19 protein-coding genes are annotated in these 22,792 nt (G+C 43.6%); 16 read left to right on the top strand and 3 right to left on the bottom strand.

From position 1 onward, the window contains the following. Positions 1-41: 41 nt before the first annotated feature. From OCV29_RS14145 to map, 3 genes are all read right to left on the bottom strand, one after another. Complete coding sequence (locus tag OCV29_RS14145; protein ID WP_073602505.1) at positions 42-425, bottom strand: DUF3461 family protein; 384 nt, start codon at positions 423-425, stop codon at positions 42-44. 125 nt (positions 426-550) lie between these two features. After that, positions 551-3,172, bottom strand: coding sequence for a bifunctional uridylyltransferase/uridylyl-removing protein GlnD (gene glnD / locus OCV29_RS14140; RefSeq protein ID WP_073602504.1), 2,622 nt, complete (start codon positions 3,170-3,172; stop codon positions 551-553). Positions 3,173-3,252: 80 nt separating this feature from the next. Next, complete coding sequence (gene map / locus OCV29_RS14135; protein WP_073602503.1) at positions 3,253-4,095, bottom strand: type I methionyl aminopeptidase; 843 nt, start codon at positions 4,093-4,095, stop codon at positions 3,253-3,255. A 328-nt stretch (positions 4,096-4,423) separates the two neighbouring features. Here map and rpsB point away from each other — a divergent pair, with 328 nt between their 5' ends. The 16 genes from rpsB (at position 4,424) to dnaE (ending at position 22,763) form a co-directional block, all read left to right on the top strand. Then, on the top strand, positions 4,424-5,152 hold the full coding sequence (gene rpsB / locus OCV29_RS14130; RefSeq protein WP_073602502.1) for a 30S ribosomal protein S2: 729 nt from the start codon (positions 4,424-4,426) through the stop codon (positions 5,150-5,152). A gap of 130 nt (positions 5,153-5,282) precedes the next feature. Continuing rightward, entirely contained in the window at positions 5,283-6,125 is an 843-nt protein-coding gene (gene tsf, locus OCV29_RS14125; RefSeq protein ID WP_073602501.1) for a translation elongation factor Ts, read from the top strand. A gap of 155 nt (positions 6,126-6,280) precedes the next feature. Beyond that, complete coding sequence (gene pyrH, locus OCV29_RS14120; RefSeq protein WP_073602500.1) at positions 6,281-7,015, top strand: UMP kinase; 735 nt, start codon at positions 6,281-6,283, stop codon at positions 7,013-7,015. A 33-nt stretch (positions 7,016-7,048) separates the two neighbouring features. After that, the gene (gene frr, locus OCV29_RS14115; protein WP_073602499.1) at positions 7,049-7,606 is read left to right on the top strand and encodes a ribosome recycling factor; all 558 of its coding nucleotides are present in this window, start codon (positions 7,049-7,051) and stop codon (positions 7,604-7,606) included. Positions 7,607-7,695: 89 nt separating this feature from the next. Then, a complete protein-coding gene (gene uppS / locus OCV29_RS14110) occupies positions 7,696-8,448 on the top strand; it encodes a polyprenyl diphosphate synthase (protein WP_073602498.1) in 753 nt (250 codons plus the stop codon). A 16-nt stretch (positions 8,449-8,464) separates the two neighbouring features. Further along, complete coding sequence (locus OCV29_RS14105) at positions 8,465-9,307, top strand: phosphatidate cytidylyltransferase (protein ID WP_073602497.1); 843 nt, start codon at positions 8,465-8,467, stop codon at positions 9,305-9,307. 56 nt (positions 9,308-9,363) lie between these two features. Further along, positions 9,364-10,569, top strand: coding sequence for a 1-deoxy-D-xylulose-5-phosphate reductoisomerase (ispC, locus tag OCV29_RS14100; RefSeq protein ID WP_073602496.1), 1,206 nt, complete (start codon positions 9,364-9,366; stop codon positions 10,567-10,569). Then, positions 10,569-11,924 (top strand): sigma E protease regulator RseP, encoded by a 1,356-nt coding sequence (gene rseP, locus OCV29_RS14095; protein ID WP_073602688.1) that lies wholly within the window; start codon positions 10,569-10,571, stop codon positions 11,922-11,924. The genes ispC and rseP overlap by 1 nt, the downstream gene beginning before the upstream one ends. 48 nt (positions 11,925-11,972) lie before the next feature. Beyond that, positions 11,973-14,393, top strand: a complete 2,421-nt coding sequence (bamA, locus tag OCV29_RS14090) for an outer membrane protein assembly factor BamA (protein WP_073602495.1) — start codon at positions 11,973-11,975, stop codon at positions 14,391-14,393. Between the two features lie 23 nt (positions 14,394-14,416). After that, the gene (locus tag OCV29_RS14085; protein ID WP_073602494.1) at positions 14,417-14,926 is read left to right on the top strand and encodes an OmpH family outer membrane protein; all 510 of its coding nucleotides are present in this window, start codon (positions 14,417-14,419) and stop codon (positions 14,924-14,926) included. 3 nt (positions 14,927-14,929) lie between these two features. Continuing rightward, complete coding sequence (gene lpxD, locus OCV29_RS14080; protein WP_073602493.1) at positions 14,930-15,961, top strand: UDP-3-O-(3-hydroxymyristoyl)glucosamine N-acyltransferase; 1,032 nt, start codon at positions 14,930-14,932, stop codon at positions 15,959-15,961. Between the two features lie 113 nt (positions 15,962-16,074). Beyond that, positions 16,075-16,506 (top strand): 3-hydroxyacyl-ACP dehydratase FabZ, encoded by a 432-nt coding sequence (gene fabZ / locus OCV29_RS14075; protein WP_175561510.1) that lies wholly within the window; start codon positions 16,075-16,077, stop codon positions 16,504-16,506. Between the two features lies 1 nt (position 16,507). Next, positions 16,508-17,296 (top strand): acyl-ACP--UDP-N-acetylglucosamine O-acyltransferase, encoded by a 789-nt coding sequence (gene lpxA / locus OCV29_RS14070; protein WP_073602492.1) that lies wholly within the window; start codon positions 16,508-16,510, stop codon positions 17,294-17,296. 121 nt (positions 17,297-17,417) lie between these two features. Beyond that, on the top strand, positions 17,418-18,581 hold the full coding sequence (gene lpxB / locus OCV29_RS14065; RefSeq protein WP_073602491.1) for a lipid-A-disaccharide synthase: 1,164 nt from the start codon (positions 17,418-17,420) through the stop codon (positions 18,579-18,581). Further along, positions 18,571-19,206: a ribonuclease HII gene (gene rnhB / locus OCV29_RS14060; protein ID WP_073602490.1), complete on the top strand. Its 636-nt coding sequence runs from the start codon at positions 18,571-18,573 to the stop codon at positions 19,204-19,206. Before lpxB ends, rnhB begins: the two co-directional genes overlap by 11 nt. A 77-nt stretch (positions 19,207-19,283) precedes the next feature. Continuing rightward, positions 19,284-22,763, top strand: a complete 3,480-nt coding sequence (gene dnaE, locus OCV29_RS14055) for a DNA polymerase III subunit alpha (protein ID WP_073602489.1) — start codon at positions 19,284-19,286, stop codon at positions 22,761-22,763. Positions 22,764-22,792 lie beyond the last annotated feature (29 nt).

The raw sequence follows: 22,792 nt of genomic DNA, 5'->3' as shown, positions 1-22,792 counted from the left end.
GGCAGGAAAACGGGTGTCCTGCCTGTCACGGAGACAAGCGACTATTTCAGCTTTTGAAGATCGGCTTCGATTTCTGCAATTTTACTTGCAACGACTTTTTCCAGATGATGTAAATCTGTCAGGATTTTTTCTTTCAGATCAATATCCTGAGTTCTGTCCGGGCCTGTAATCTGGTTTAATTCATCTAAGGTCAGCATTAAGTTTCGGTTAATTTCAGTCACCTCTTTATATTGGTGGCTTCCACTGTCTACCAGTACATTTTTGATCTGCCTTGGGTATTTATATTTCACGCTTTTAGCGAAAAACTCGCCTTTTTGTTTGTGAAAGTATATTTTCAGTACATCTTTTAAGGCTTCCTGCCGGATTGTATAGCGCTCAATTTCCTCTGGTTCATGAATACCTAAACTTTTCAGGTGGGGATACATAGGCTGGCTACCTCTTTCGCTGTGCATAAACTGTCCACCACTTTATCAATCTATCTGACAATGAGGTAGTCCCTATTTTTTACTTTCATTTAAGATGTGGTCTGGATCGCTATTCATCTGTTTTTTTAGCTGGGAAGCAGTGTTTTCACGCTCTTAATTAGTGCATCTTTCACTTGTTGTTCTTCCTCTTGCGTTAATTTCCCATGCTCTTTCCCGGTAATAATGAATAAGTCTTCAGCTCTTTCACCTATTGTTGTAATTTTGGCACCATGAATATCCAGTCCCAGTTCAGCAAATGTCGCTCCAACATTCGCCAGCAGCCCGGGTGTATCCAGAGCGACAAATTCCAGCAAAGTCTTTTTCTTGCTTTTGGTTGGCAAGAAATCAATTTGAGTTTTTACCGTGAAGTGCTTTAAGTTCCCTGGTGTCCGGCGGGTTTTGTCCAGAGCCGGAGTTTCAAGTGCTATTGCAGACTGAAGATTTTTAATAATTGTGCTGTGTCGTTCCGGATCGACGGATTGACCATTTTGATCAAGAACGATAAACGTATCCAGAACAAAACCATCTCTGCTGGCCATGATTTGTGCGTCATGGACGGTTAATCCTCTGCGATCGAGTTCTGCAACAATTGCAGCAAACAAAGCATGTTGATCCCGGGTATAAACAAATATTTCAGTACCGCCTCTTGTCGATTGTTCGCTGACAAGTACGAGTGTTTCATCCGGTGACTGATGATTGAGTATTGAAGCACTGTGCCAGGCAATTTGTTTATGGCTATGCCGTAAAAAATAGTCGGCTTTAAAGCGCTGCCATAAGTTATCAATTTGCCGTGCGACAAAGCCTTCCTTTCTCAACAAAGCGGATGCCAATTGCTGGTTATGGCGAATACGGTCTCTTACATCGACCGGGTTTTCCAGTCCCCGTCTTAATGCCCGTTGTGTTGAGTAGAACAGTTCTGCCAGCAGTGTCCTTTTCCAGCTGTTCCATAGTTCCGGATTTGTTGCACAGATATCTGCAACTGTCAGGCAGACAAGGTATTCAAGGTATTCTTCTTCGCGGACTGTTTTGGCAAACTCAATAATGACATCAGGATCATAAATATCCCGCCTTTGAGCTGTCACAGACATTAACAGGTGGTTTTTTACCAGCCAGGAGACTAATCTGGCTTCTGGTTTTGATAAACCATGTTCAATACAGAAATCATAGGCTTCAACTGCACCGATCTCAGAATGGTCCCCACCTCTGCCTTTCCCGATATCATGGAAAATTGCTGCCAGAATCAGAAGTTCTTTTTTGGGAAGTCGTGGGAAGACTTCACAGCAGATTGGATGGCGTTGATAATTATTGGAGTCCTCAAAAAGGTGGATATATTTTAGCAGGCGGATACTGTGTTCATCCACAGTATATACATGGAACAGATCAAACTGCATTTGTCCGACGATGTGGCTCCATTGCGGTAAGTAGGCTGCCAGAACACCATGACGATGCATCAGGGTGAATGCTTTATGCAGCGCATTGGGATGTCTGGCGAGCTGCATGAACTTCTCACGGGCTTCAGGCAGACAATGTAAAAACTGAGTTAACTTACGGCGGGCCGATCTCAATTGTCTCATTGTTTCTGGTGCCACCCCCTCAATTGAAGAGTTATTCGCAATGTGGATGAACATATCTATGATGGCGGCAGGATTGTCCTGAAAAAGCTCTTTTTGTCGCACTTCAATCAGGTTTGATGTGATTTGGTAATCATCATTAATGAGATGAGGCGTTGTATCTTTTTCATCACCCAATATGACCAGATCAAATAATTTCAGGAGCATTTTATTTAGTTCGGCAACCCGGCGTAATGTGCGGTAGAACTCCTTCATCATCATTTCTACCGGCTGGTTGTGATCACCATGAAACCCGAGATGTTCGGCGACCTGAGCCTGATGTGCAAATGTAAGCCGGTTGTCATATCGTTTTAGTTCAAGATGCAAAGCAAACCGGACCCGCCATAAGAAATTCTGACATTCAACAAGCTCTCTGTACTCAGCATCTGTCAGAAAATCATGCCGGCTCATTTCGAGTAAGGATGTTGCTCCGAAATGGCGTCGGGCGACCCAGCTCAGCGTATGAATATCTCTTAATCCACCGGGAGTGGATTTAATATCAGGCTCAAGATTATAAGTCGTGTCATGATAGCGGGCATGACGTGCTTTTTGCTCCTGTATCTTCGCTTTATAAAAGGATTCACTTGACCAAAATGATTCCGAATGAACCTGAAGCTTTAAGCGATAATATGTCTCTTCACACCCACTGATTAAACGGGCTTCCTGCAAATTGGTGGCGACAGTTAAATCTTTTTGTCCAATTTCTGTACACTCTTCAATTGTTCTGACAGCATGACCGACTTCGAGTTTTAAATCCCACAGTAATGTAATAAATTCACTCACTTGTGCCTGGATATCCGGATGAAAGCTATCTTTTGCAAGAATCAGGATATCGATATCAGATAATGGGTGAAGTTCTTTTCTGCCATATCCTCCCACAGCAACCAGACACAAATGTTCGATTTGATTAAAATGGTAGTGTTTCCATAAACGCTGAAGTAATTGATCCATATATTCTGCACGACCAAACACCAAATCTGTGATGGCGTGGCGGGTCAGAAACAGCTCTTTCTGGTAATTGCCAAATGTATCGAGCTGTTCTTTCAGCGATTGAACATTAATTTGCTTGTCAGTTAAATCGAGAGGTGATTGATACATAGTGATGCGTCCATGCATGTTATTGCTTAAATTGATAGTTTGTTTCCGGCAAAGGTGCGACACCCGTTTGTCAGATACATTTAATTATTGTGCATTATACGGGGAATGGATTCGTCACTTCTCAATGTCAAGACTTCACAGCCAGTCTCTGTCACAAGAATGGTGTGTTCCCATTGAGCTGAATTTTTACCATCCGCGGTATAGACGGTCCAGTTATCATCTTCATCAAGCCGACAGCCGAATTTTCCGGCATTAATCATAGGCTCTATTGTGAAAGTCATACCCGCCTGCAGAACCGTTTTGTCACTGTTTTTGTAGTGAACAACTTGTGGATCTTCGTGAAAGCCCGCGCCAATACCATGACCACAGTAGTCTTTCACAATAGAAAACTTCATCCGGGGGTTGTTTTTATTGTTTGTTTTTATGTACTTATCAATAGCCGTTCCTATTTCACCCAGACGAAGACCGGGTTTGACAAGTTTCATTGCCAGATAGAGACTTTCCTGGGCAACAAGGCACAAGCGTTTGTCTGCCGGCGATACATCACCGACTAAAAACATTCTTGATGTGTCACCGTGATAGCCATCTTTGATGACGGTGATATCAATATTCAGTATGTCACCATCTTTTAATACTGCCGGGCGGGTATATTGACCAAACTGACCGTCTTCAGTGGCTGGAATTCCGTGGCAGACGATGTGATTAATTGAAGTACAGATAGATTTAGGGTAGCCGTGATAATTGAGCGGGGCCGGAATGGCTTCCTGAGTCTCCGTAATATATTGATGACAGATTTGGTCGAGCTCTTCTGTAGTGACTCCGGATTTTACATGAGGCTCAATCATTTCAAGTACATCGGCTGCAAGCTTGCCTGCAATCCGCATTTTTTCTATTTCTTCCGCATTTTTTATATTGACAGACATCGATAATCTCTACTGGTTATTATGCACCTGTTGTGCTGATTGGCTGTATTTTAACAGTCGAAGAGTAGAGCGCAAGAAACCAGGCTGAATAATAATTATTATTACCGGGAGATGTTTCCGGTTGTTGTAACAATTTTTTCTGGCTTCTGAACCGGGTTATATGATATAAAGCGCGCCGGAATGCAGCTAAACAATGTGTTTCTGCATTTCATTAATCATTCATTTAAATCACACACATTTCGTCACGTTTTCCGGGGTGCTTCCGTGCAGGTCACGAAAGTCGGAAATACGGGGAATGTGGAGGCCTAACCCCATAGAGGATTAATAAATGGCAACTGTATCAATGCGCGATATGCTGAAAGCTGGTGTTCACTTTGGTCACCAGACCCGTTACTGGAACCCGAAAATGAAGCCATTCATTTTTGGTGCACGTAACCGTGTTCACATCATTAACCTGGAAAAAACTGTACCAATGTTCAACGAAGCACTGGCAGAACTGGGTAAAATTGGTGAGAAAAAAGGTAAAGTTCTTTTTGTGGGAACAAAGCGCGCTGCATCTGAATCAGTAAAAGAAGCTGCTATTGCCAGCAACCAGTATTATGTTAATAACCGCTGGTTAGGTGGTATGTTAACAAACTGGAAAACTGTTCGCCAGTCAATCAAGCGTCTGAAAGACCTTGAGAGTCAGTCAACTGATGGCACATTTGAAAAGCTGACCAAGAAAGAAGCGCTGATGCGTACCCGTGAAATGGAAAAGCTTGAAAAATCTCTTGGTGGTATCAAGGACATGGGTGGTCTGCCAGACGCTCTGTTCATTATTGATGCTGATCACGAGCACATTGCAGTAAAAGAAGCGAACAATCTGGGAATTCCAGTATTTTCTGTTGTTGATACGAATTCTAACCCAGACGGTGTTGACTACATTATCCCAGGTAACGATGATGCGATCCGTGCTGTTCAGCTTTACCTGAATGCTGCTGCTGAAGCGATCACAGAAGGTCGTAACAAAGATGTTGCTGTGGTTGCTGAGAAAGACGGTTTCGTAGAAGCTGAATAATTACGGCTCTTAGTCACACTTAGATCGATGCGCAACAGTAGTGAAACATCGACTAGGTTATAGTTAGTATTAGGGGCCGGTTGAAGGCCCCTAATTTTTAGCATATCCAGAAAGAATCGAGGAATAGAGAATGGCTGTAACTGCTGCTCTGGTAAAAGAACTGCGTGAACGTACTGGCGCAGGTATGATGGAATGTAAGAAAGCGCTTGTTGAAACTGACGGCGATATCGAACTTGCAATCGAAAATATGCGTAAAAGCGGTGCTGCAAAAGCTGCTAAAAAAGCAGGTAATGTTGCTGCTGAAGGTACGATTTTAATCAAAGAAAGTAACGGTGTTGCTGTTCTTCTTGAAGTGAACTGTCAAACTGACTTCGTTGCAAAAGATGCTAACTTTGTCGCGTTTGCGAATGATGTTGCAGAAGCTGCTCTGACATCTAAAGCGACAGTTGAAGCGCTTCAGGAACAATTTGAAGAAACACGCGTTGCACTTGTTGCTAAAATTGGTGAAAACGTCACAATCCGCCGGGTTCAGTATATCGAAGGTACTGCACTTGCGTCTTACCGCCATGGTGAGAAAATCGGTGTTGTTGTTGCTGGTGAAGGCGACGCTGAAACACTGAAGCATATTGCAATGCACGTTGCTGCTTCACGTCCTGACTATCTGACTCCTGATGATGTTCCTGCTGAAGTTGTTGAAAAAGAAAAAGCAGTTCAGGTAGAGATTGCGATGAACGAAGGCAAGCCTGCTGAAATCGCCGAAAAAATGGTGATTGGCCGGATGAAGAAATTTACGGGTGAAATTTCTTTGACTGGTCAGGCTTTCGTTATGGAACCAAAGAAATCTGTTGGTGAAGTACTGAAAGAAAAAGGCGCTAAAGTCACTGGCTTTGTTCGTCTTGAAGTTGGTGAAGGCATCGAGAAAGAAGATGGCTTGAGCTTTGCTGAAGAAGTTGCAATGGCACAAAAAGGTTAATTTTTGTGTAAGCACGAAATAAGAGAAAGACCGTGGCAGTTGCTGCGGTCTTTTCGCGATAAAAATCAGTATTTAGCGTGATGAATTAAGATTTTATATTGTGAAGTCTGAATTCATGACGGTTAATGAATAATTCTCTTGGGAAGGAATACACCATGACAACGAACCCTAAACCCGCGTATCAGCGCATTTTGTTAAAACTCAGTGGAGAAGCGTTACAAGGTGAAGAAGGTTTTGGAATTGATCCTGCTGTACTTGATCGCATGGCTCAGGAAGTAAAAGAGTTAGTTGAGCTGGGTGTTCAGGTTGGCGTCGTAATTGGTGGCGGCAACTTATTCCGTGGAGCCGGGCTGGCCAAAGCCGGGATGAATCGTGTGGTCGGTGACCATATGGGTATGCTGGCAACCGTGATGAATGGCCTTGCAATGCGTGACGCTCTTCACCGCGCTTATGTGAATGCCAGAGTGATGTCTGCGATCCCTTTGAATGGTGTTTGTGATGATTACAACTGGGCAAATGCGATCAGTCAGCTACGCCAGGGGCGTGTTGTGATTTTTTCGGCTGGCACCGGAAATCCATTTTTTACAACTGATTCTGCAGCTTGTTTACGTGGTATTGAAATTGAAGCGGATGTAGTTCTCAAAGCGACAAAAGTTGACGGAGTTTACAGTGCCGATCCGGTGGCAAACCCTGAGGCGGAGTTGTATGATAAGCTGAATTATGAAGATGTGCTCGAAAAAGAATTGAAAGTGATGGACTTAGCCGCTTTTACACTGGCAAGAGATCATATGATGCCAATCCGTGTCTTTAATATGAATAAGCCTGGCGCATTACGCCGGGTAGTCATGGGTGAGGCTGAAGGTACACTTATTTGCAACTCACAGTTGTAATTTGGCAAGTGAAATGAGAATTAAGGTGATATTGTGATCAATGAAATCAAAAAAGACGCTCAGGACCGCATGGATAAGAGTGTTGAGGCGTTAAAGAATAATTTATCAAAAGTCCGTACCGGACGAGCTCACCCCAGTTTGTTAGCAAGTATTTCAGTTGAATATTACGGTGCGATGACACCATTAAATCAGGTTGCAAACGTCGTCGCTGAAGATGCCAGAACGTTAGCAATTACTGTATTTGATAAAGAGCTGACGCCTAAAGTTGAAAAAGCAATTATGATGTCAGATCTGGGCTTGAATCCAATGTCTGCCGGAACCGTTATTCGTGTTCCTCTGCCTCCGTTGACAGAAGAACGTCGTAAAGATCTTGTGAAAATTGTTCGTGGTGAAGCTGAAGGCGGGCGTGTTGCTGTTCGTAATATTCGTCGTGATGCAAACAATGAATTTAAATCATTATTGAAAGATAAAGAAATTTCTGAAGATGAAGAACGCAAGGCTCAGGAAGATGTTCAGAAATTAACTGATGCTGCCGTTAAGAAAATTGACGAAGTGCTTGCAGCAAAAGAAAAAGAACTGATGGATGTTTAATTATAATTATTAAATGTTCAAAACAGAAAAGGCGCTTTGTGACCGCATGGCGCCTTTGTTCTGATACTTGCAAATAAAAGTAATTTCTTATGCAGAATTCTCAACTCTCGCCTGATTTGTTACCTCAGCATGTTGCGGTAATTATGGATGGCAATGGTCGCTGGGCGAAAGCTCAGGGAAAACCCCGTGTGTTCGGCCACCAAAATGGTGTAAAAGCGGTTCGGAAAACCATTGCCACAGCTGCCCGTCTCGGGGTCAGGGCTGTTACTTTGTTTGCATTCAGCAGTGAAAACTGGCGCCGTCCTGAAGAAGAAGTCGGCGTCCTGATGGATCTGTTTATTTATGTACTTTCTACGGAAGTGAAGAAATTACATAAAAATAATCTCAGATTGAGGGTGATCGGAGATATTTCCCGGTTTACCCCTAAATTACAAAAGAAAATCGCTGATGCAGAATGTTTAACCGCTGGCAATTCAGGTATGGTTGTCAATATTGCTGCAAACTATGGTGGCAGATGGGATATTACACAGGCCGTCAAAGTGATAGCTGAACAAGTACATTCCGGCGATTTGGCTGTTTCTGATATCACTGAAACAACGATGTCTCAATTCATGTCTATGGCTGATCTGCCTGAAGTCGATTTACTTATCCGGACAAGTGGTGAATGTCGGATTAGTAACTTTATGTTATGGCAGCTTGCTTATGCTGAGTTGTATTTCACACCGGTATTCTGGCCCGACTTCAGTGAAGAGCACTTTATTGAGGCCGTCACCTGGTTTGTAAACAGGGAAAGACGTTTTGGATGCACTGGCGAGCAAATTAAAGCGTTGATGGAAAAATAACAGAAAGGTTTTTAGTTTGAAGCAAAGAGTCATTACAGCCTTGATTTTGGCCCCTTTAGTGGTTTTAGGTATTTTTAAACTACCGCTGACCATTTTTATCATTGCACTTTCATTTATTACTTTGCTGGGGTTCTGGGAGTGGACTCAGTTTATTGATTTGAAATATCGGATTTCTTCTCTCATTCCACCCGTCATTTTAGGTGGCTTAAGTTTGTATCTGCTGACCCCGCAACTTTCTATGACACATGATGTGAGCCCATTGTGCAGCGTTTTATTATGGGTTGGTTCTGGATGGTGGGTATTGGCGAGTTACTTTGCTATGACATATCCGGCTTCAAGTCGCTATTGGTCACATTCAAAATGGCTAAAGCAGATTTTTGGGCTGTTTACACTATTGCCTTTTTTCTGGAGTGTTGTGTTACTGAGAACAGAAGACATGGCTCAGGACTTTACTTATGGTGCGAAGTTAGTGTTGTTTGTCTGCCTTGTTGTCTGGATTGCTGATAGCGGTGCATATTTTGCAGGTCGTTTTCTGGGAAAACATAAAATGGCACCTCGTGTTAGCCCAAACAAGACACTTGAAGGGTTAGCCGGAGGTGTTTTTACCGCTGTGATTGCTGCTTACTTTTTGTCTGGCTGGTTTGATATCCATTTTACGAGCCACAGCAGTATGTTCGTTATCATTCTGTGTACGGTCATTTTTTCTGTATTAGGTGATCTTGTTGAGAGTATGTTTAAACGAATGTCCGGAATTAAAGACAGCAGTCACCTGATTCCTGGCCATGGCGGTGTGCTGGATCGCATTGATAGTTTGACTGCGGCATTTCCTGTTTTTGCTTTTTTGTATTTTCAATTGTAGTGATGTATCTGATTTTGAGCCATGCTATGTCTTAATCTTTTTGGAATGATTTTCCTATGCGTAAAATAACGATTTTAGGGGCAACGGGATCTATCGGAGCAAGCACGCTCAATGTCGTATCACAGAACCCTGATCTTTTTTCTGTCTTTGCGTTGGTGGCTGGTACCAATGTGAAAAAAATGGTGAAACTATGCCAGAGATATCATCCTGAATACGCAGTCATGGCTTCAGAAGCCTCAGCAAAAGTGTTGAAAAAAGAGTTATTGTCACTGGGAAATAAAACAGAAGTGATGTTTGGCCAACACGCAATGTGTGAGACTGCACAACATCCGGATGTGGATGTTGTGATGTCAGCGATTGTCGGAGCGGCAGGTTTATTACCGACCCTGTCTGCAATCCGGGCTGGTAAGCGTGTATTACTGGCGAATAAGGAAGCTCTTGTGATGTCCGGACAGCTGTTCATCGATGCCGTTGATGAATATGGTGCGGAATTGCTGCCTGTAGACAGTGAGCATAATGCTATTTTTCAATGCTTACCTGAAAATGTGCAAAGATCATTAGGATCTTGTAATTTAGATGAATATGGGATTTCTCATATATTGCTGACCGGCTCTGGCGGACCATTTCGCGATACTTCCCTGGATTGCCTTTCCAGTGTGACCCCTGAACAGGCGACTGCACATCCTAACTGGTCGATGGGACCTAAAATATCTGTTGATTCTGCGACGATGATGAATAAGGGACTTGAATACATCGAAGCTAAATGGTTATTTAATACCACCAGAGACCAGCTCAAAGTTTTAATTCACCCCCAGTCCGTTATACACTCAATGGTTCAGTACAGAGATGGCTCTGTGCTTGCACAAATGGGAGAGCCTAATATGGCAACCCCGATTGCATGCGCGATGGCTTATCCGGAAAGAATTCAGTCAGGCGTATCATCACTGGATTTTTTTAGTTTAGGAGAATTGAGTTTTACTCAGGTTGATGAGCAGCGTTATCCCTGCTTAAAACTGGCGATTGATGCTTGCTATGAAGGACAGCATGCAACAACGGCATTAAATGCAGCGAATGAAGTTGTGGTTGAAGCTTTCCTGAACAGGCAGATTCAGTTCACGGAAATTGCAACGATTAATGATCTTGTCTTATCGAAGGTATGTGCATCCATAGCTACGACCTCGGTGACAGACATAGAAAGTTTGTTAGAGCTTGATAAAATAGCTCGGCAATGGGCTAACAAAATAGTGAAAGAGCGTCAATGATGACTGGTATACTTTGGAATTTTATTTCGTTTGTTATTGCGTTGAGCATTTTGGTTGCTGTCCATGAATTTGGTCATTTTTGGGTTGCCCGGCGCTGCGGGGTTAAAGTCGAAAAGTTTTCTATTGGATTTGGTAAATCCATCTGGTCCCGTATTGCGAAGGATGGCACTGAATATAGCCTGGCCATTATTCCATTAGGTGGTTATGTCAAAATGCTTGATGGCCGGGTTGAAGAAGTCCCCGAAGACCAAAAACACCGCGCCTTTGATCAGCAGTCATTATGGAAGCGGTTCTCTATTGTCGCCGCCGGTCCGGTATTTAATTTCCTGTTTGCAATATTTGCTTATTGGTGTGTATTCCTGATAGGAGTGCCATCCGTTAAACCTGTGGTTGGCGAAGTTTATCCAGGGTCGATTGTTGCTGAGGCAGGTCTGTTGCCCGGCATGGAAATTCAGGCTGTGTCCGGTGTTAAAACGGGTGACTGGGAATCTGTCAATATGGCGTTGGTTTCGCATATTGGTGATGCGCAAATGACGATGACGGTCAGCGATTCTGATTCTGTTAGTCGCGAAATATTGTATATAAATCTCAATAAGTGGAACTTTGATCCAGAAAAAGAGTCTGCAATGAAGGCGTTAGGTTTTAAACCTTATTCGCCGAAAGTACTGACGACCTTGACGCATATCATGAAAGATGGCGCTGCAGAAAAAGCAGGTTTGCATGTAGGAGACAGAATCATTCGCATTGATGATGTGAATATAACCTCATGGGATCAGATCGTGAATGTCGTTCAAAGTCATGCCGGTAAGCCCCTGGCGCTGACTGTTTTCAGGAATGAACAGGAAGTTACACTGACCTTGATTCCTGAACAACGCGAGTTGCGCCATGGTGAAACAGTTGGTTTTGCAGGTATGTCACCGAAAGTTGCTGAGTGGCCGGCGCATTATCGTTATGAGCTGCAATATGGTCCTTTGGAATCTGTTGGTAAAGCAGCCCATAAAACAGTTCAGGTCATAGGACTGACGGTGACGATGCTGAAAAAACTCATCGTAGGTGATGTAGGCCTGAACAATCTTAGTGGGCCGATATCTATCGCAAAAGGTGCAGGCACGACTGCTGAATATGGATTGGTGTACTTTTTGGGATTTCTGGCATTGATTAGTGTTAATTTAGGGATTATTAATTTAGTGCCTTTGCCAATGCTGGATGGAGGGCACCTGATGTTTTTTGCTGTTGAAGCGGTCACTAAAAATCCTGTACCGGAAAAAGTACAGGAAATAGGCTACCGTATCGGTGGCGTCATTATTTTTTCACTGATGGCTGTGGCATTATTTAACGATTTTACCCGCCTTTAATAAACCAGCTTAAAGCTCAAGTTGTACAAGGGAATAATTCGAATCACGATGACGATGAAAAAGTTAATTTTGGCTACGATGCTTGTAAGTGGTTTTCCGGCGTATAGTGCGGAAAGTTTTGTTGTCAAAAACATTCAGGTTGAGGGGTTACAGCGTGTAACGCTTGGTGCCGCGTTATTAAAAATGCCAGTCCGTGTTGGTGATACTGTCGATTCTCAGGATATCGCTGATTTAGTGAAAGCACTTTATTCTTCAGGAAATTTTGAGAACATTGACGTATTTCGCGATGGGAATGTACTGAAAGTTAAAGTGAAAGAGAGACCGACGATTTCCAGTGTTTCTTTTTCTGGCAATAAAGCAATTAAAGATGAGCAACTCACAGAAAACCTCGATGCCTCATCGATACGTGTCGGGGAGGCACTGGACAGAACAAGACTTCGAAATATTGAAAAGGGGCTTGAGGATTTCTATTACAGTGTTGGTAAATATAATGCCAAAGTCAAAGCTGTGGTCACGCCATTGCCACGTAACCGGGCTGATTTGAAGTTTGTTTTCACTGAGGGTGTTTCAGCAAAAATTCAGCAAATTAATTTTATCGGGAATAAGGTTTTTAATGATAAAGAGCTTTTGTCCCGTTTTGATTTGCATGCTGATGTGTCGTGGTGGAACTTTTTGTCCAGTGATAAGTATCAAAAGCAGGTGCTTGCCGGCGATCTGGAGAAGCTAAAGTCGTTTTACTATGATCACGGCTACCTGAAGTTTAAAGTCGATTCTGCGCAGGTTTCTATTTCTCCTGATAAGAAGGGAGTGTACATCACGCTGACTTTAAATGAAGGAAAGCCATACCGGGTTAAAGACGTCAAATTTCGGGGAAATCTGGTAGGGGAAGATAATAAATTCAAGCTGCTGGTTCCTTTTGATAAAGGTGATATCTATCAGGGCTCGGCTGCAACAGCATTAGAAACGGGTATCAAAAAAGTCTTGGGTGAGTCTGGATATGCTTACCCACAGGTCAGAACGATTCCTGAGTTTGACGATGATAAGCAGGAAGTGTCGTTGATCGTTAATGTTGATCCGGGTAACCGAATTTATGTACGACACATTGATTTTACCGGAAATACAGTGACGAAAGATGAGGTCTTACGGCGTGAAATGCGGCAAATGGAAGGGAGCTGGCTGAACTCAAAATCTATTGAAACCGGTAAGTCACGTCTGAACAGGCTCGGTTTTTTTGAAACAGTCAATGTGAAGACTGTCCGGGTTCCCGGGAGCGATGATCAGGTCGACATTGTTTATAATGTCAAAGAAGCTAATTCCGGTAGTGTAAATTTTGGGATTGGTTACGGAACTGAATCTGGTGTGAGTTTTCAGGTCGGGTTACAACAAGAGAATTTCCTGGGAAGCGGAAATAGTGTTGGTATCTCGGCAACAATGAATGATTATCAGAAAAATGTTACTTTCAGCTATAACGATCCTTACTGGAATCTGGATGGCGTGAGCTTAGGCGGGAAAATTTTCTATAACGAATTTGAAGCTTCTGAAGCCGGGATTGTTGACTATACCAACGAAAGCTACGGTGTAAATCTGACTTGGGGATTCCCTTATGATGAACTGAATCGTTTTGCGTTTGGAGTTGGCTATACACATAACCAGATAGGAAATCTCTCTCCTTACCTGCAAATTGAAAACTTCCTTTTGTCTCAGGGAGTCAATGCAAATACCTCTTCAAAGGTCGGTTTTGTGACCGGCGATTTTGATATTAATTTATCCTGGATTCGGAATAACCTGAATAAAGGATATTTCCCAACGGCTGGTAATTATCAGCGGGCAACCTATAAAGTCACCCTTCCCGGGTCTGATACTCAATACTTTAAGCTCCAGTATAATGTGAGACATTATATTCCTTTGGCCGAAAAGCAGGATTTCTCTTTGTTACTCCGTGGGCGTTTGGGATACGGAAACGGATATGGGAAAACGGATGGTAATGAAAACCTTTATCCATTTTATGAGAATTTTTATGCGGGTGGTTTTTCAACTTTGAGAGGCTTTGGTGCCAATACTGCTGGCCCCAGAGCCGTATTTAACAGTTATGCTGATTCAAACAATGGCACATTAACCGCCACCAATGAGTCTGCCGGTGGTAATGCGATTGCATTGGCAAGTGTTGAGCTGATTGTACCGACACCATTTGTTTCTGATGAGACGCGGAGCCAAATACGCACCAGTGTGTTCTACGATATGGCCAGTGTCTGGGATACTGAGTTTGATTACAGCAAGAAAAGTGCTGATTATGGTCGGGAATATTATTATGACTACTCTGACCCTTTAAAATATCGTTCATCCGCAGGTGTCGCATTACAGTGGATGTCCCCGATGGGACCTTTGGTGTTTGCTATCGCTAAACCAATTAAAAAATATACCGGTGATGATGAAGAGTTCTTCTCATTCACTATTGGTAAGACATTCTAGTTTTATACATGAGGAAATATATTGTGAAGAATCTGATTAAAGCGCTTGGTGTTGGTATTGTTATCTTCAGCATGGCATTTATGAGTACAGCGGCTGAAGCAGCGCAAAAGATTGCTTATATCAATACGGGAAAAGTTTTCCAGGCGCTTCCTCAACGTGAAGTTGTGCTGCAAAAACTGAAACAAGAGTTTAAAGATAAAGCGGATGAATTAGAAAGTATTAAGAAAGAAGCGCAGGGTAAAATCGAAAAGCTGAAAAGAGACAGCGCATTGATGAGTTCTGATGATGTTGAGAAGCTAAGAATTGAGATTGGTCAGCTTGATAGCAAATACAAAATTAAGGCACAGGCATTAGACAAAGATTCAGCTAAACGTGAAGCTCAGGAAAAGCGCAAGCTGTTCAGTATTATTCAGGATGCAGTCGCAAAGATAGCTAAAAAAGAGGGTTACGATCTGGTGATTGATATTCAGATGATGCAGTATGGAAAGCCGGAATTTGATATTTCAGATAAAGTCATTAAAGCGTTGAAATAAATTATGGTTAAGAAGATTACTTTAGCCGAACTTGCAAACATTACAGGTGGAGAACTGTCGGGTGACAGTAATTTGACTGTATCTTCTGTTGCTCCAATGGACAGAGCGACTGACGGTGATGTGACTTTTTTGTCAAATCCTAAATATGCAAAACATTTGGGAGATTGCCAGGCTACAGTGGTTATGGTGAAATCATCGCAGCGTGATTTATGCCCCGGAAATGTATTAGTGGTTGACGATCCTTACGTCGCTTTTGCAAAGGTTGCTCAGGCTCTCGATACGACACCTTCTCCGGCGGATATCATTGAGCCTTCAGCTGCGATCGCTCCGGATGTATCTCTGGGTGAGAATGTGACAGTGGGTGCTAATAGTGTCATCGAGTCCGGTGCTGTGTTGGGAGATAACGTTTCTGTCGGTGCCGGATGTTTTGTCGGAAAGAACGTGACGATTGGAAAAGACACAAAACTCTGGGCTAATGTTAGTGTCTATCACGATGTGGTGATTGGTGATAAGTGCCTGGTACAATCCAATACGGTGATCGGTTCTGACGGTTTTGGGTATGCCAATGAGCGGGGAGAATGGATTAAAATACCTCAGCTTGGAACGGTCCGGATTGGAAACCGTGTTGAAATTGGAGCGTGTACCTCGATTGATCGCGGAGCACTGGATGATACTGTGATTGAGGATAATGTGATTCTCGATAATCAGATGCAAATTGCTCACAATGTTCATATCGGTTACGGTACCGCGATGGCGGGTGGAACAATTGTTGCCGGTAGTACCAAAATTGGTAAGTACTGTATCATTGGTGGTGCTGTTGTCATTAATGGGCATATTGAGATAGCTGACGGGGTAACCATTACCGGAATGGGGATGGTAATGAGAAGTATACCTGAAAAAGGTGTTTACTCATCCGGCATTCCTTTACAACCGAATAAAGAATGGCGTAAGACCGCAGCCAGAGTTCACCGGATTGATGATATGCATAAGCGTTTGAAAGCTGTAGAAGATCAGTTAAAACAGAAATCTGAGTGAAAATTCAACATTATTTAAAAAGGCTCGCGAACTGTGAGCCTTTTTTGTTTATAATGCCGGACTAATTTATGTAGATGAATAGGAATATGACTTTGACTACTGAAAAGAAAACGATGGATATTGTTGAGATTCGATCACTTCTCCCTCATCGCTACCCATTTTTGCTTATTGATCGTGTGACAGACTATGAAGAAGGGAAATATTTAATCGGTCTGAAAAATGTGTCGGTGAATGAGCCTCAGTTTACAGGTCATTTCCCTCAGCTTCCTGTTTTCCCAGGTGTCATGATTCTTGAAGCAATGGCTCAGGCGACGGGCCTTTTGGCATTTAAGACTTTTGGTGCACCGAAAGAGAATGAGCTATATTATTTTGCAAGTATTGATAATGCAAAATTCAGAAAGCCCGTCGGTCCCGGGGACCAATTGTTCGTTGAGGTTGAATTTCTGAAAGAACGCAGAGGTATTGCACTTTTCAACGGCGTGGCAAAAGTCGATGGTGAGGTCGTTTGCTCGGCTGAACTTAAATGTGCTCGCAGAGAATTCTAATATGATTCATGAAACAGCTCAGATTCACCCAACATCCGTGATTGAAGAAGGTGCAGTCATTGGTGCAAAAGTTAAGATTGGGCCATTTTGTTATGTCGATGCCAAGGTGGAAATTGGTGAAGGTACAGAGTTGCTTTCTCATGTGGTTGTCAAAGGGCCCACAACAATTGGCAAAGATAATCGTATTTTCCAGTTTGCTTCGATCGGTGAAGATTGTCAGGATCTGAAATTCCGCGGAGAAGATACCCAGCTTATTATCGGGGATCGCAATACGATTCGGGAAAGTGTGACGATGCATCGGGGAACAGTGCAGGATCAGGGAATAACCCGGGTTGGGCACGACAATCTGTTTATGATTAATGCACACGTTGCTCACGACTGTGTTATCGGTAATCAGTGTATTTTTGCGAATAATGCGACACTGGCCGGTCATGTCACGATTGGTGATTATGCGATATTAGGTGGCATGTCGGCAATCCATCAATTTTGTAATATCGGTGAGCACGCGATGTTAGGCGGCGGTTCGATTGTTGTACAGGATGTGCCGCCATATATTATGGCTCAGGGAAATCACTGTGCGCCATTTGGTGTCAATATTGAAGGCCTGAAACGTCGCGGGTTTGAAAAAGCTGAAATCCATGCGATTCGAAGAGCTTACAAAGCACTTTACAGAAGTGGTTTGACGCTTGATAAAGCAAAGGCTGAAATTGAAAAAGAGGCAGACACAACCCCGGCGGTTAAAGCATTTCTGTCTTTCTTTGAAAAATCGACCCGTGGTATTATTCGCTGAAAAATGACATACCTGAATGAAAGATCGTTATTTTAAATAGCGATCTTTTTTTATTTACAGCGCGCCTTACAATTTTAGCCGTGGTAGCTGCATCGGTTGCTGACAGATGATGAGGAAGCTAATGAATAATGAGCAAAACAAACCGCTGAAAATTGGGATTCTGGCCGGAGAACTTTCTGGTGATACTTTAGGTGAAGGATTAATCAAAGCAATTAAGCAGCATGCACCTGATGCTCAGTTTGTTGGTATTGGCGGCCCGAAAATGAATGCGCAGGGATGTGATTCACTGTTTGATATTGAAGAACTCGCCGTCATGGGAATCGTCGAAGTTTTGGGGCGTTTACCTCGTTTGTTTAAAATCAAAGCGCAGCTGGTCGAATATTTTACAGAGCATCGTCCTGATGTATTTATTGGTATCGATGCGCCTGACTTCAATCTCCGGCTGGAAAATGATTTAAAAGCAGCTGGTATTCCAACCGTGCATTACGTAAGCCCCTCCGTTTGGGCATGGCGTCAGAAGAGAATTCATAGAATTGCACGGGCGACCGATTTGGTTTTAGCCTTCCTTCCATTTGAAAAAGCATTTTACGACAGGTTTAATGTACCCTGTGAATTTGTCGGTCATACACTGGCTGATTCGATACCATTACACTCAGATCAACAGGAAGCGCAAGCCCTGCTTGAGCTGGATCCATCTCGGCGTTGGCTTGCAGTACTTCCGGGGAGCCGGGGGAGTGAGCTTGAAAAAATTGCGCCCGTTTTCATTGAAACATGCCGGCGGTTACATCAACGTTATCCTGAACTGGGTTTTGTTGTTGCAGTTGTCAATGATAAAAGAAAACAGCAGTTTGAGACTTTGTGGCAACAGCATGCACCTGAGCTTGATTTTATCCTGATCCAGGATACAGCAAGACATGTGATTGCTGCATCAGATGTGGTGATGCTGGCTTCCGGAACGGTTGCTTTGGAATGTATGCTGATTAACCGTCCTATGGTGGTCGGTTATCGGGTAAATAAACTGACAGCCTTGATTGCAAAGTGTCTGGTTAAAACGAAATATGTTTCTTTACCCAATATTCTTGCAGATGAAGAAGTTGTGAAAGAGTTCTTACTTGAGGCGTGCAATCCGGATAATCTTTATCATGAAGTTTCCCGCCTTCTGGCGGGTAATAATGACGATATGCAGGCAAATTTTACCCGGATGCATACGTTGATCCGTAAAAATGCAGATGCCCGGGCGGCAGAGGCTGTACTAAAGTTAATCGGGAAGTTCAATGAAGAATAAAGTGGAATATGAACCTTTTAAGTATCCTCAGGAATACAAACTTTTTGCTGGTGTGGACGAAGTTGGTCGTGGTCCTTTGGTCGGTGATGTTGTGACAGCAGCAGTGATACTGGATCCAACCCGGCCAATCGCAGGATTAACTGACTCAAAAAAAATATCAGATAAGAAACGTCAGGCGTTGTTTCCGGAAATTCAGCAGAAAGCCATTGCATGGTCTGTTGGCCGGTGTAGCCCACAAGAAATCGACCATCTTAATATTCTTCAGGCGACCATGGTTGCAATGCAGAGAGCTGTTGAAGGATTAAAGATCAAGCCAGAGTTTGTCTTAATTGATGGTAATCGTCTTCCTGAACTCTCTTTGCCTGCGCTTGCGGTGGTTAAAGGGGACTTACGTGTCGCTGAAATCAGTGCCGCTTCAATTTTAGCGAAAGTCATCCGGGATCGCGAGATGGATGAACTTGATCAGTGCTACCCTGAATATGGTTTTGCGCAACATAAAGGTTACCCGACAAAAGCGCACCTTGCGGCCATTGAGAAATATGGCGTGATTGCACAACATCGTCAAAGTTTTAAACCGGTTGCACGAGTGCTGGCTGAGCAGCAATTGTCTCAGGATCAAAACTGAGCATCCGGAGATGACTTGCGGGTATAATTCCGTAAAATACATTTTTAGTTTATTTTCTTCCTTCAGGATTTCATTGCATGTCTGACCCCAGATTTATTCACCTCAGAGTTCATAGTGATTTCTCTATGGTTGATGGTTTGTCTAAAGTGCCGCCTTTGGTTAAGAGGGTGGCAGAAATGGGGATGCCAGCAATGGCGTTAACCGACTTTACGAACCTTTGTGGGTTAGTCAAATACTACAGCACAGCACATAATTGTGGGATTAAGCCGATTATCGGCGCTGATTTTACGCTTCAGTCTGAAGCGTTTGGTGATGAATTAACCCGCATCACTTTATTGGCTGCTGATAATGAAGGTTATAAAAATCTGACACTCCTGATCTCAGAAGCTTATCAGCGCGGCCATGTTCAGCATCAGCCTGTGATAGATAAATCATGGCTGGAAAAGCATGCAGCAGGGTTGATTGTTTTATCCGGCGGTAAAGATGGTGAAATTGGGCGGGCTTTACTGAAAGGTAATCAGGCACAGGTTGAGCAGGAAGTTCAGTTTTATCAGGCATACTTCCCCGGACGCTTTTACCTTGAGTTAACCCGGACCGGCCGGCCAGATGAAGAGACATATCTGCATTTTGCCGTCGAGCTGGCGGAAAAGACCGGATTACCCGTTGTAGCGACCAATGATGTTGTCTTTCTTGATAAAGAATTATTTGAAGCCCATGAGATCCGTGTGGCGATTCATGATGGTTATACGCTTGAAGATCCACGCCGGCCGAAAAATTACAGTGAACAGCAGTATCTTCGCTCAGAGTCAGAAATGTGCGAGCTGTTCAGTGATATTCCTGAGGCGCTGGAAAATAGCGTAGAAATTGCCAAACGGTGTAATGTTACCGTTCGTCTTGGTGAATACTTTTTACCAAATTTCCCGACGGAAGGGATGAAAATTGAAGACTTTCTGATTAAGAAGTCTCAGGAAGGCCTGGAAGAGCGTCTTGAATTTTTATTTCCTGATCCTGATGTTCGTCAGGAGAGACGCCCGGAATATGATGAACGTCTGCAGATCGAACTGGATGTGATTAACCAGATGGGATTCCCCGGTTACTTTTTGATCGTGATGGAGTTTATCCAGTGGTCAAAAGATAACGATATTCCTGTGGGGCCCGGGCGGGGATCCGGTGCTGGTTCTCTTGTGGCATACGCGCTGAAAATTACCGACCTTGACCCGTTAGCATATGACTTGCTGTTTGAACGTTTCCTGAATCCGGAGCGTGTATCCATGCCTGACTTTGATGTCGACTTCTGTATGGATAAACGGGATCAGGTGATTGATCATGTTGCCGACATGTATGGCCGGGATGCCGTATCTCAGATCATTACATTCGGAACGATGGCTGCAAAAGCTGTTATCCGCGATGTCGGCCGGGTATTAGGGCATCCATTCGGGTTTGTTGATCGGATTTCAAAACTGGTCCCGCCAGATCCAGGAATGACGCTTGAAAAAGCTTTTAAAGCAGAGCCTGCATTGCAAGAGCTTTATGACACGGATGAAGACGTCAAAGAGCTGATTGATAAGTGCCGTATCCTGGAAGGTTGTACCCGAAATGCCGGTAAACACGCCGGTGGTGTGGTTATCTCGCCAACATCAATTACTGATTTTGCGCCTATCTATTGCGATCCGGAAGGGCATCATCCAGTCACTCAGTTTGATAAAAATGATGTGGAAACGGCGGGCTTAGTCAAGTTTGACTTTCTTGGGCTCCGGACTCTGACAATTATTGACTGGGCGCTTGGTTTGATCAATCCCCGGCGGGAAGCGTCTGGGGAAATACCGTTACGGATAGAATCGATTCCATTAGATGATCCGGCTTCTTTCCGGTTACTGCAAAATTCAGAAACCACGGCAGTGTTCCAGCTTGAATCCAGAGGAATGAAAGACCTGATCAAGCGGTTACAGCCCGACTGTTTTGAAGATATTGTCGCTTTGGTTGCATTGTTCCGTCCCGGACCGCTTCAGTCAGGTATGGTTGATAACTTTATTGACCGGAAACATGGCCGGGAGCCAATTTCATATCCGGATGAAAAGTGGCAGCATGAATCTTTGAAGGAGATTCTCGATCCAACTTACGGGATTATCTTGTACCAGGAGCAGGTCATGCAGATTGCTCAGGTACTTGCTGGTTATACGTTAGGTGGGGCAGATATGCTGCGCCGGGCGATGGGAAAGAAAAAGCCTGAAGAGATGGCCAAACAGCGGGCTGTCTTTGAAGATGGTGCGATTAAAAATGGTGTTGACGGTGAATTGTCCATGAAGATCTTCGATCTGGTGGAGAAATTTGCTGGTTACGGTTTTAACAAATCTCACTCCGCTGCTTATGCTTTAGTTTCTTATCAGACGTTGTGGTTAAAAACACATTATCCGGCAGAGTTTATGGCTGCTGTAATGACCGCTGATATGGATAATACGGAGAAGGTCGTCGGTCTGGTTGATGAATGTATCAGGATGGACCTTAAAGTTTTGCCGCCTGATATCAATGTCGGTCTGTATCGTTTTAATGTGGATGAACATGGCGCTATTGTATACGGTATTGGTGCGATTAAGGGGGTTGGAGAAGGTCCGATTGATGCGATTCTTGAAGCCCGTAGTGCGGGTGGTCATTTTAAAGACCTGTTTGATTTTTGTGCCCGGATCGACTTAAAGCGTGTCAATAAACGGGTGATTGAAAAACTGATTCATGCAGGAGCACTCGACCGGCTGGGACCACACCGGGCTGCCATGATGGCTTCTCTGGATGATGCAGTTAAGGCTGCCAGCCAGCATAAACAGGCTGAGTCATTTGGACAGACTGACATGTTTGGTGTGCTGACCGAAGCGCCAGAGGCAGTAGAGCAACGGTATACTCAAGTCTCTCCATGGCCGGAAAAGGTTTGGCTTGAAGGTGAGCGTGAAACTCTGGGACTGTATTTAACCGGACATCCGGTCAATGCCTATCTGAAGGAACTGAATCACTATGTTGATTGTCGACTGAAAGATGTAACACCAACAAGGCGGGATCAGTCCGTTGTGGTGGCAGGATTGATTATTTCCGCTAAAGTCATGACAACGAAACGAGGAAACCGTATCGGTATCCTGACGCTGGATGATCGTTCCGGCCGTCTTGATGCGATGTTGTTTTCTGATGCGCTTGAAAGGTATGCTGACTTATTAGAAAAGGATAAAATTGTTGTCTTAAGCGGACAGGTCAGCTTTGATGACTTCAATGGCGGATTTAAAATGACTGTCCGTGAGATGATGGATTTAGATACTGTCAGAGAAAAATATGCAAAAAGTTTGTCATTGTCCATCGAGCAGGCGCAGATTGATGAGACGTTTTTTGAGCGTTTTACCCATATACTGGAGCCATACAGAGCTGGTAGTGTGCCCGTGAATATCTATTATCAGCGTGCAGATGCCAGAGGCAGGCTAACACTGGGCACAGAATGGCGTATCACACCGAATGATACATTATTAGACGAATTAACACAGTTACTTGGCTCTGGTCAGGTAGAACTGGAATTTAACTAAAGTTCAGCTTTCAATGAGAAGCTGAATCA

Source organism: Vibrio aerogenes (assembly GCF_024346755.1).
GTDB classification, from domain to species: domain Bacteria; phylum Pseudomonadota; class Gammaproteobacteria; order Enterobacterales; family Vibrionaceae; genus Vibrio; species Vibrio aerogenes.
The sequence above is the reverse complement of the archived record's forward strand: the minus strand, read 5'-3'. Positions and strand labels throughout refer to the sequence as shown.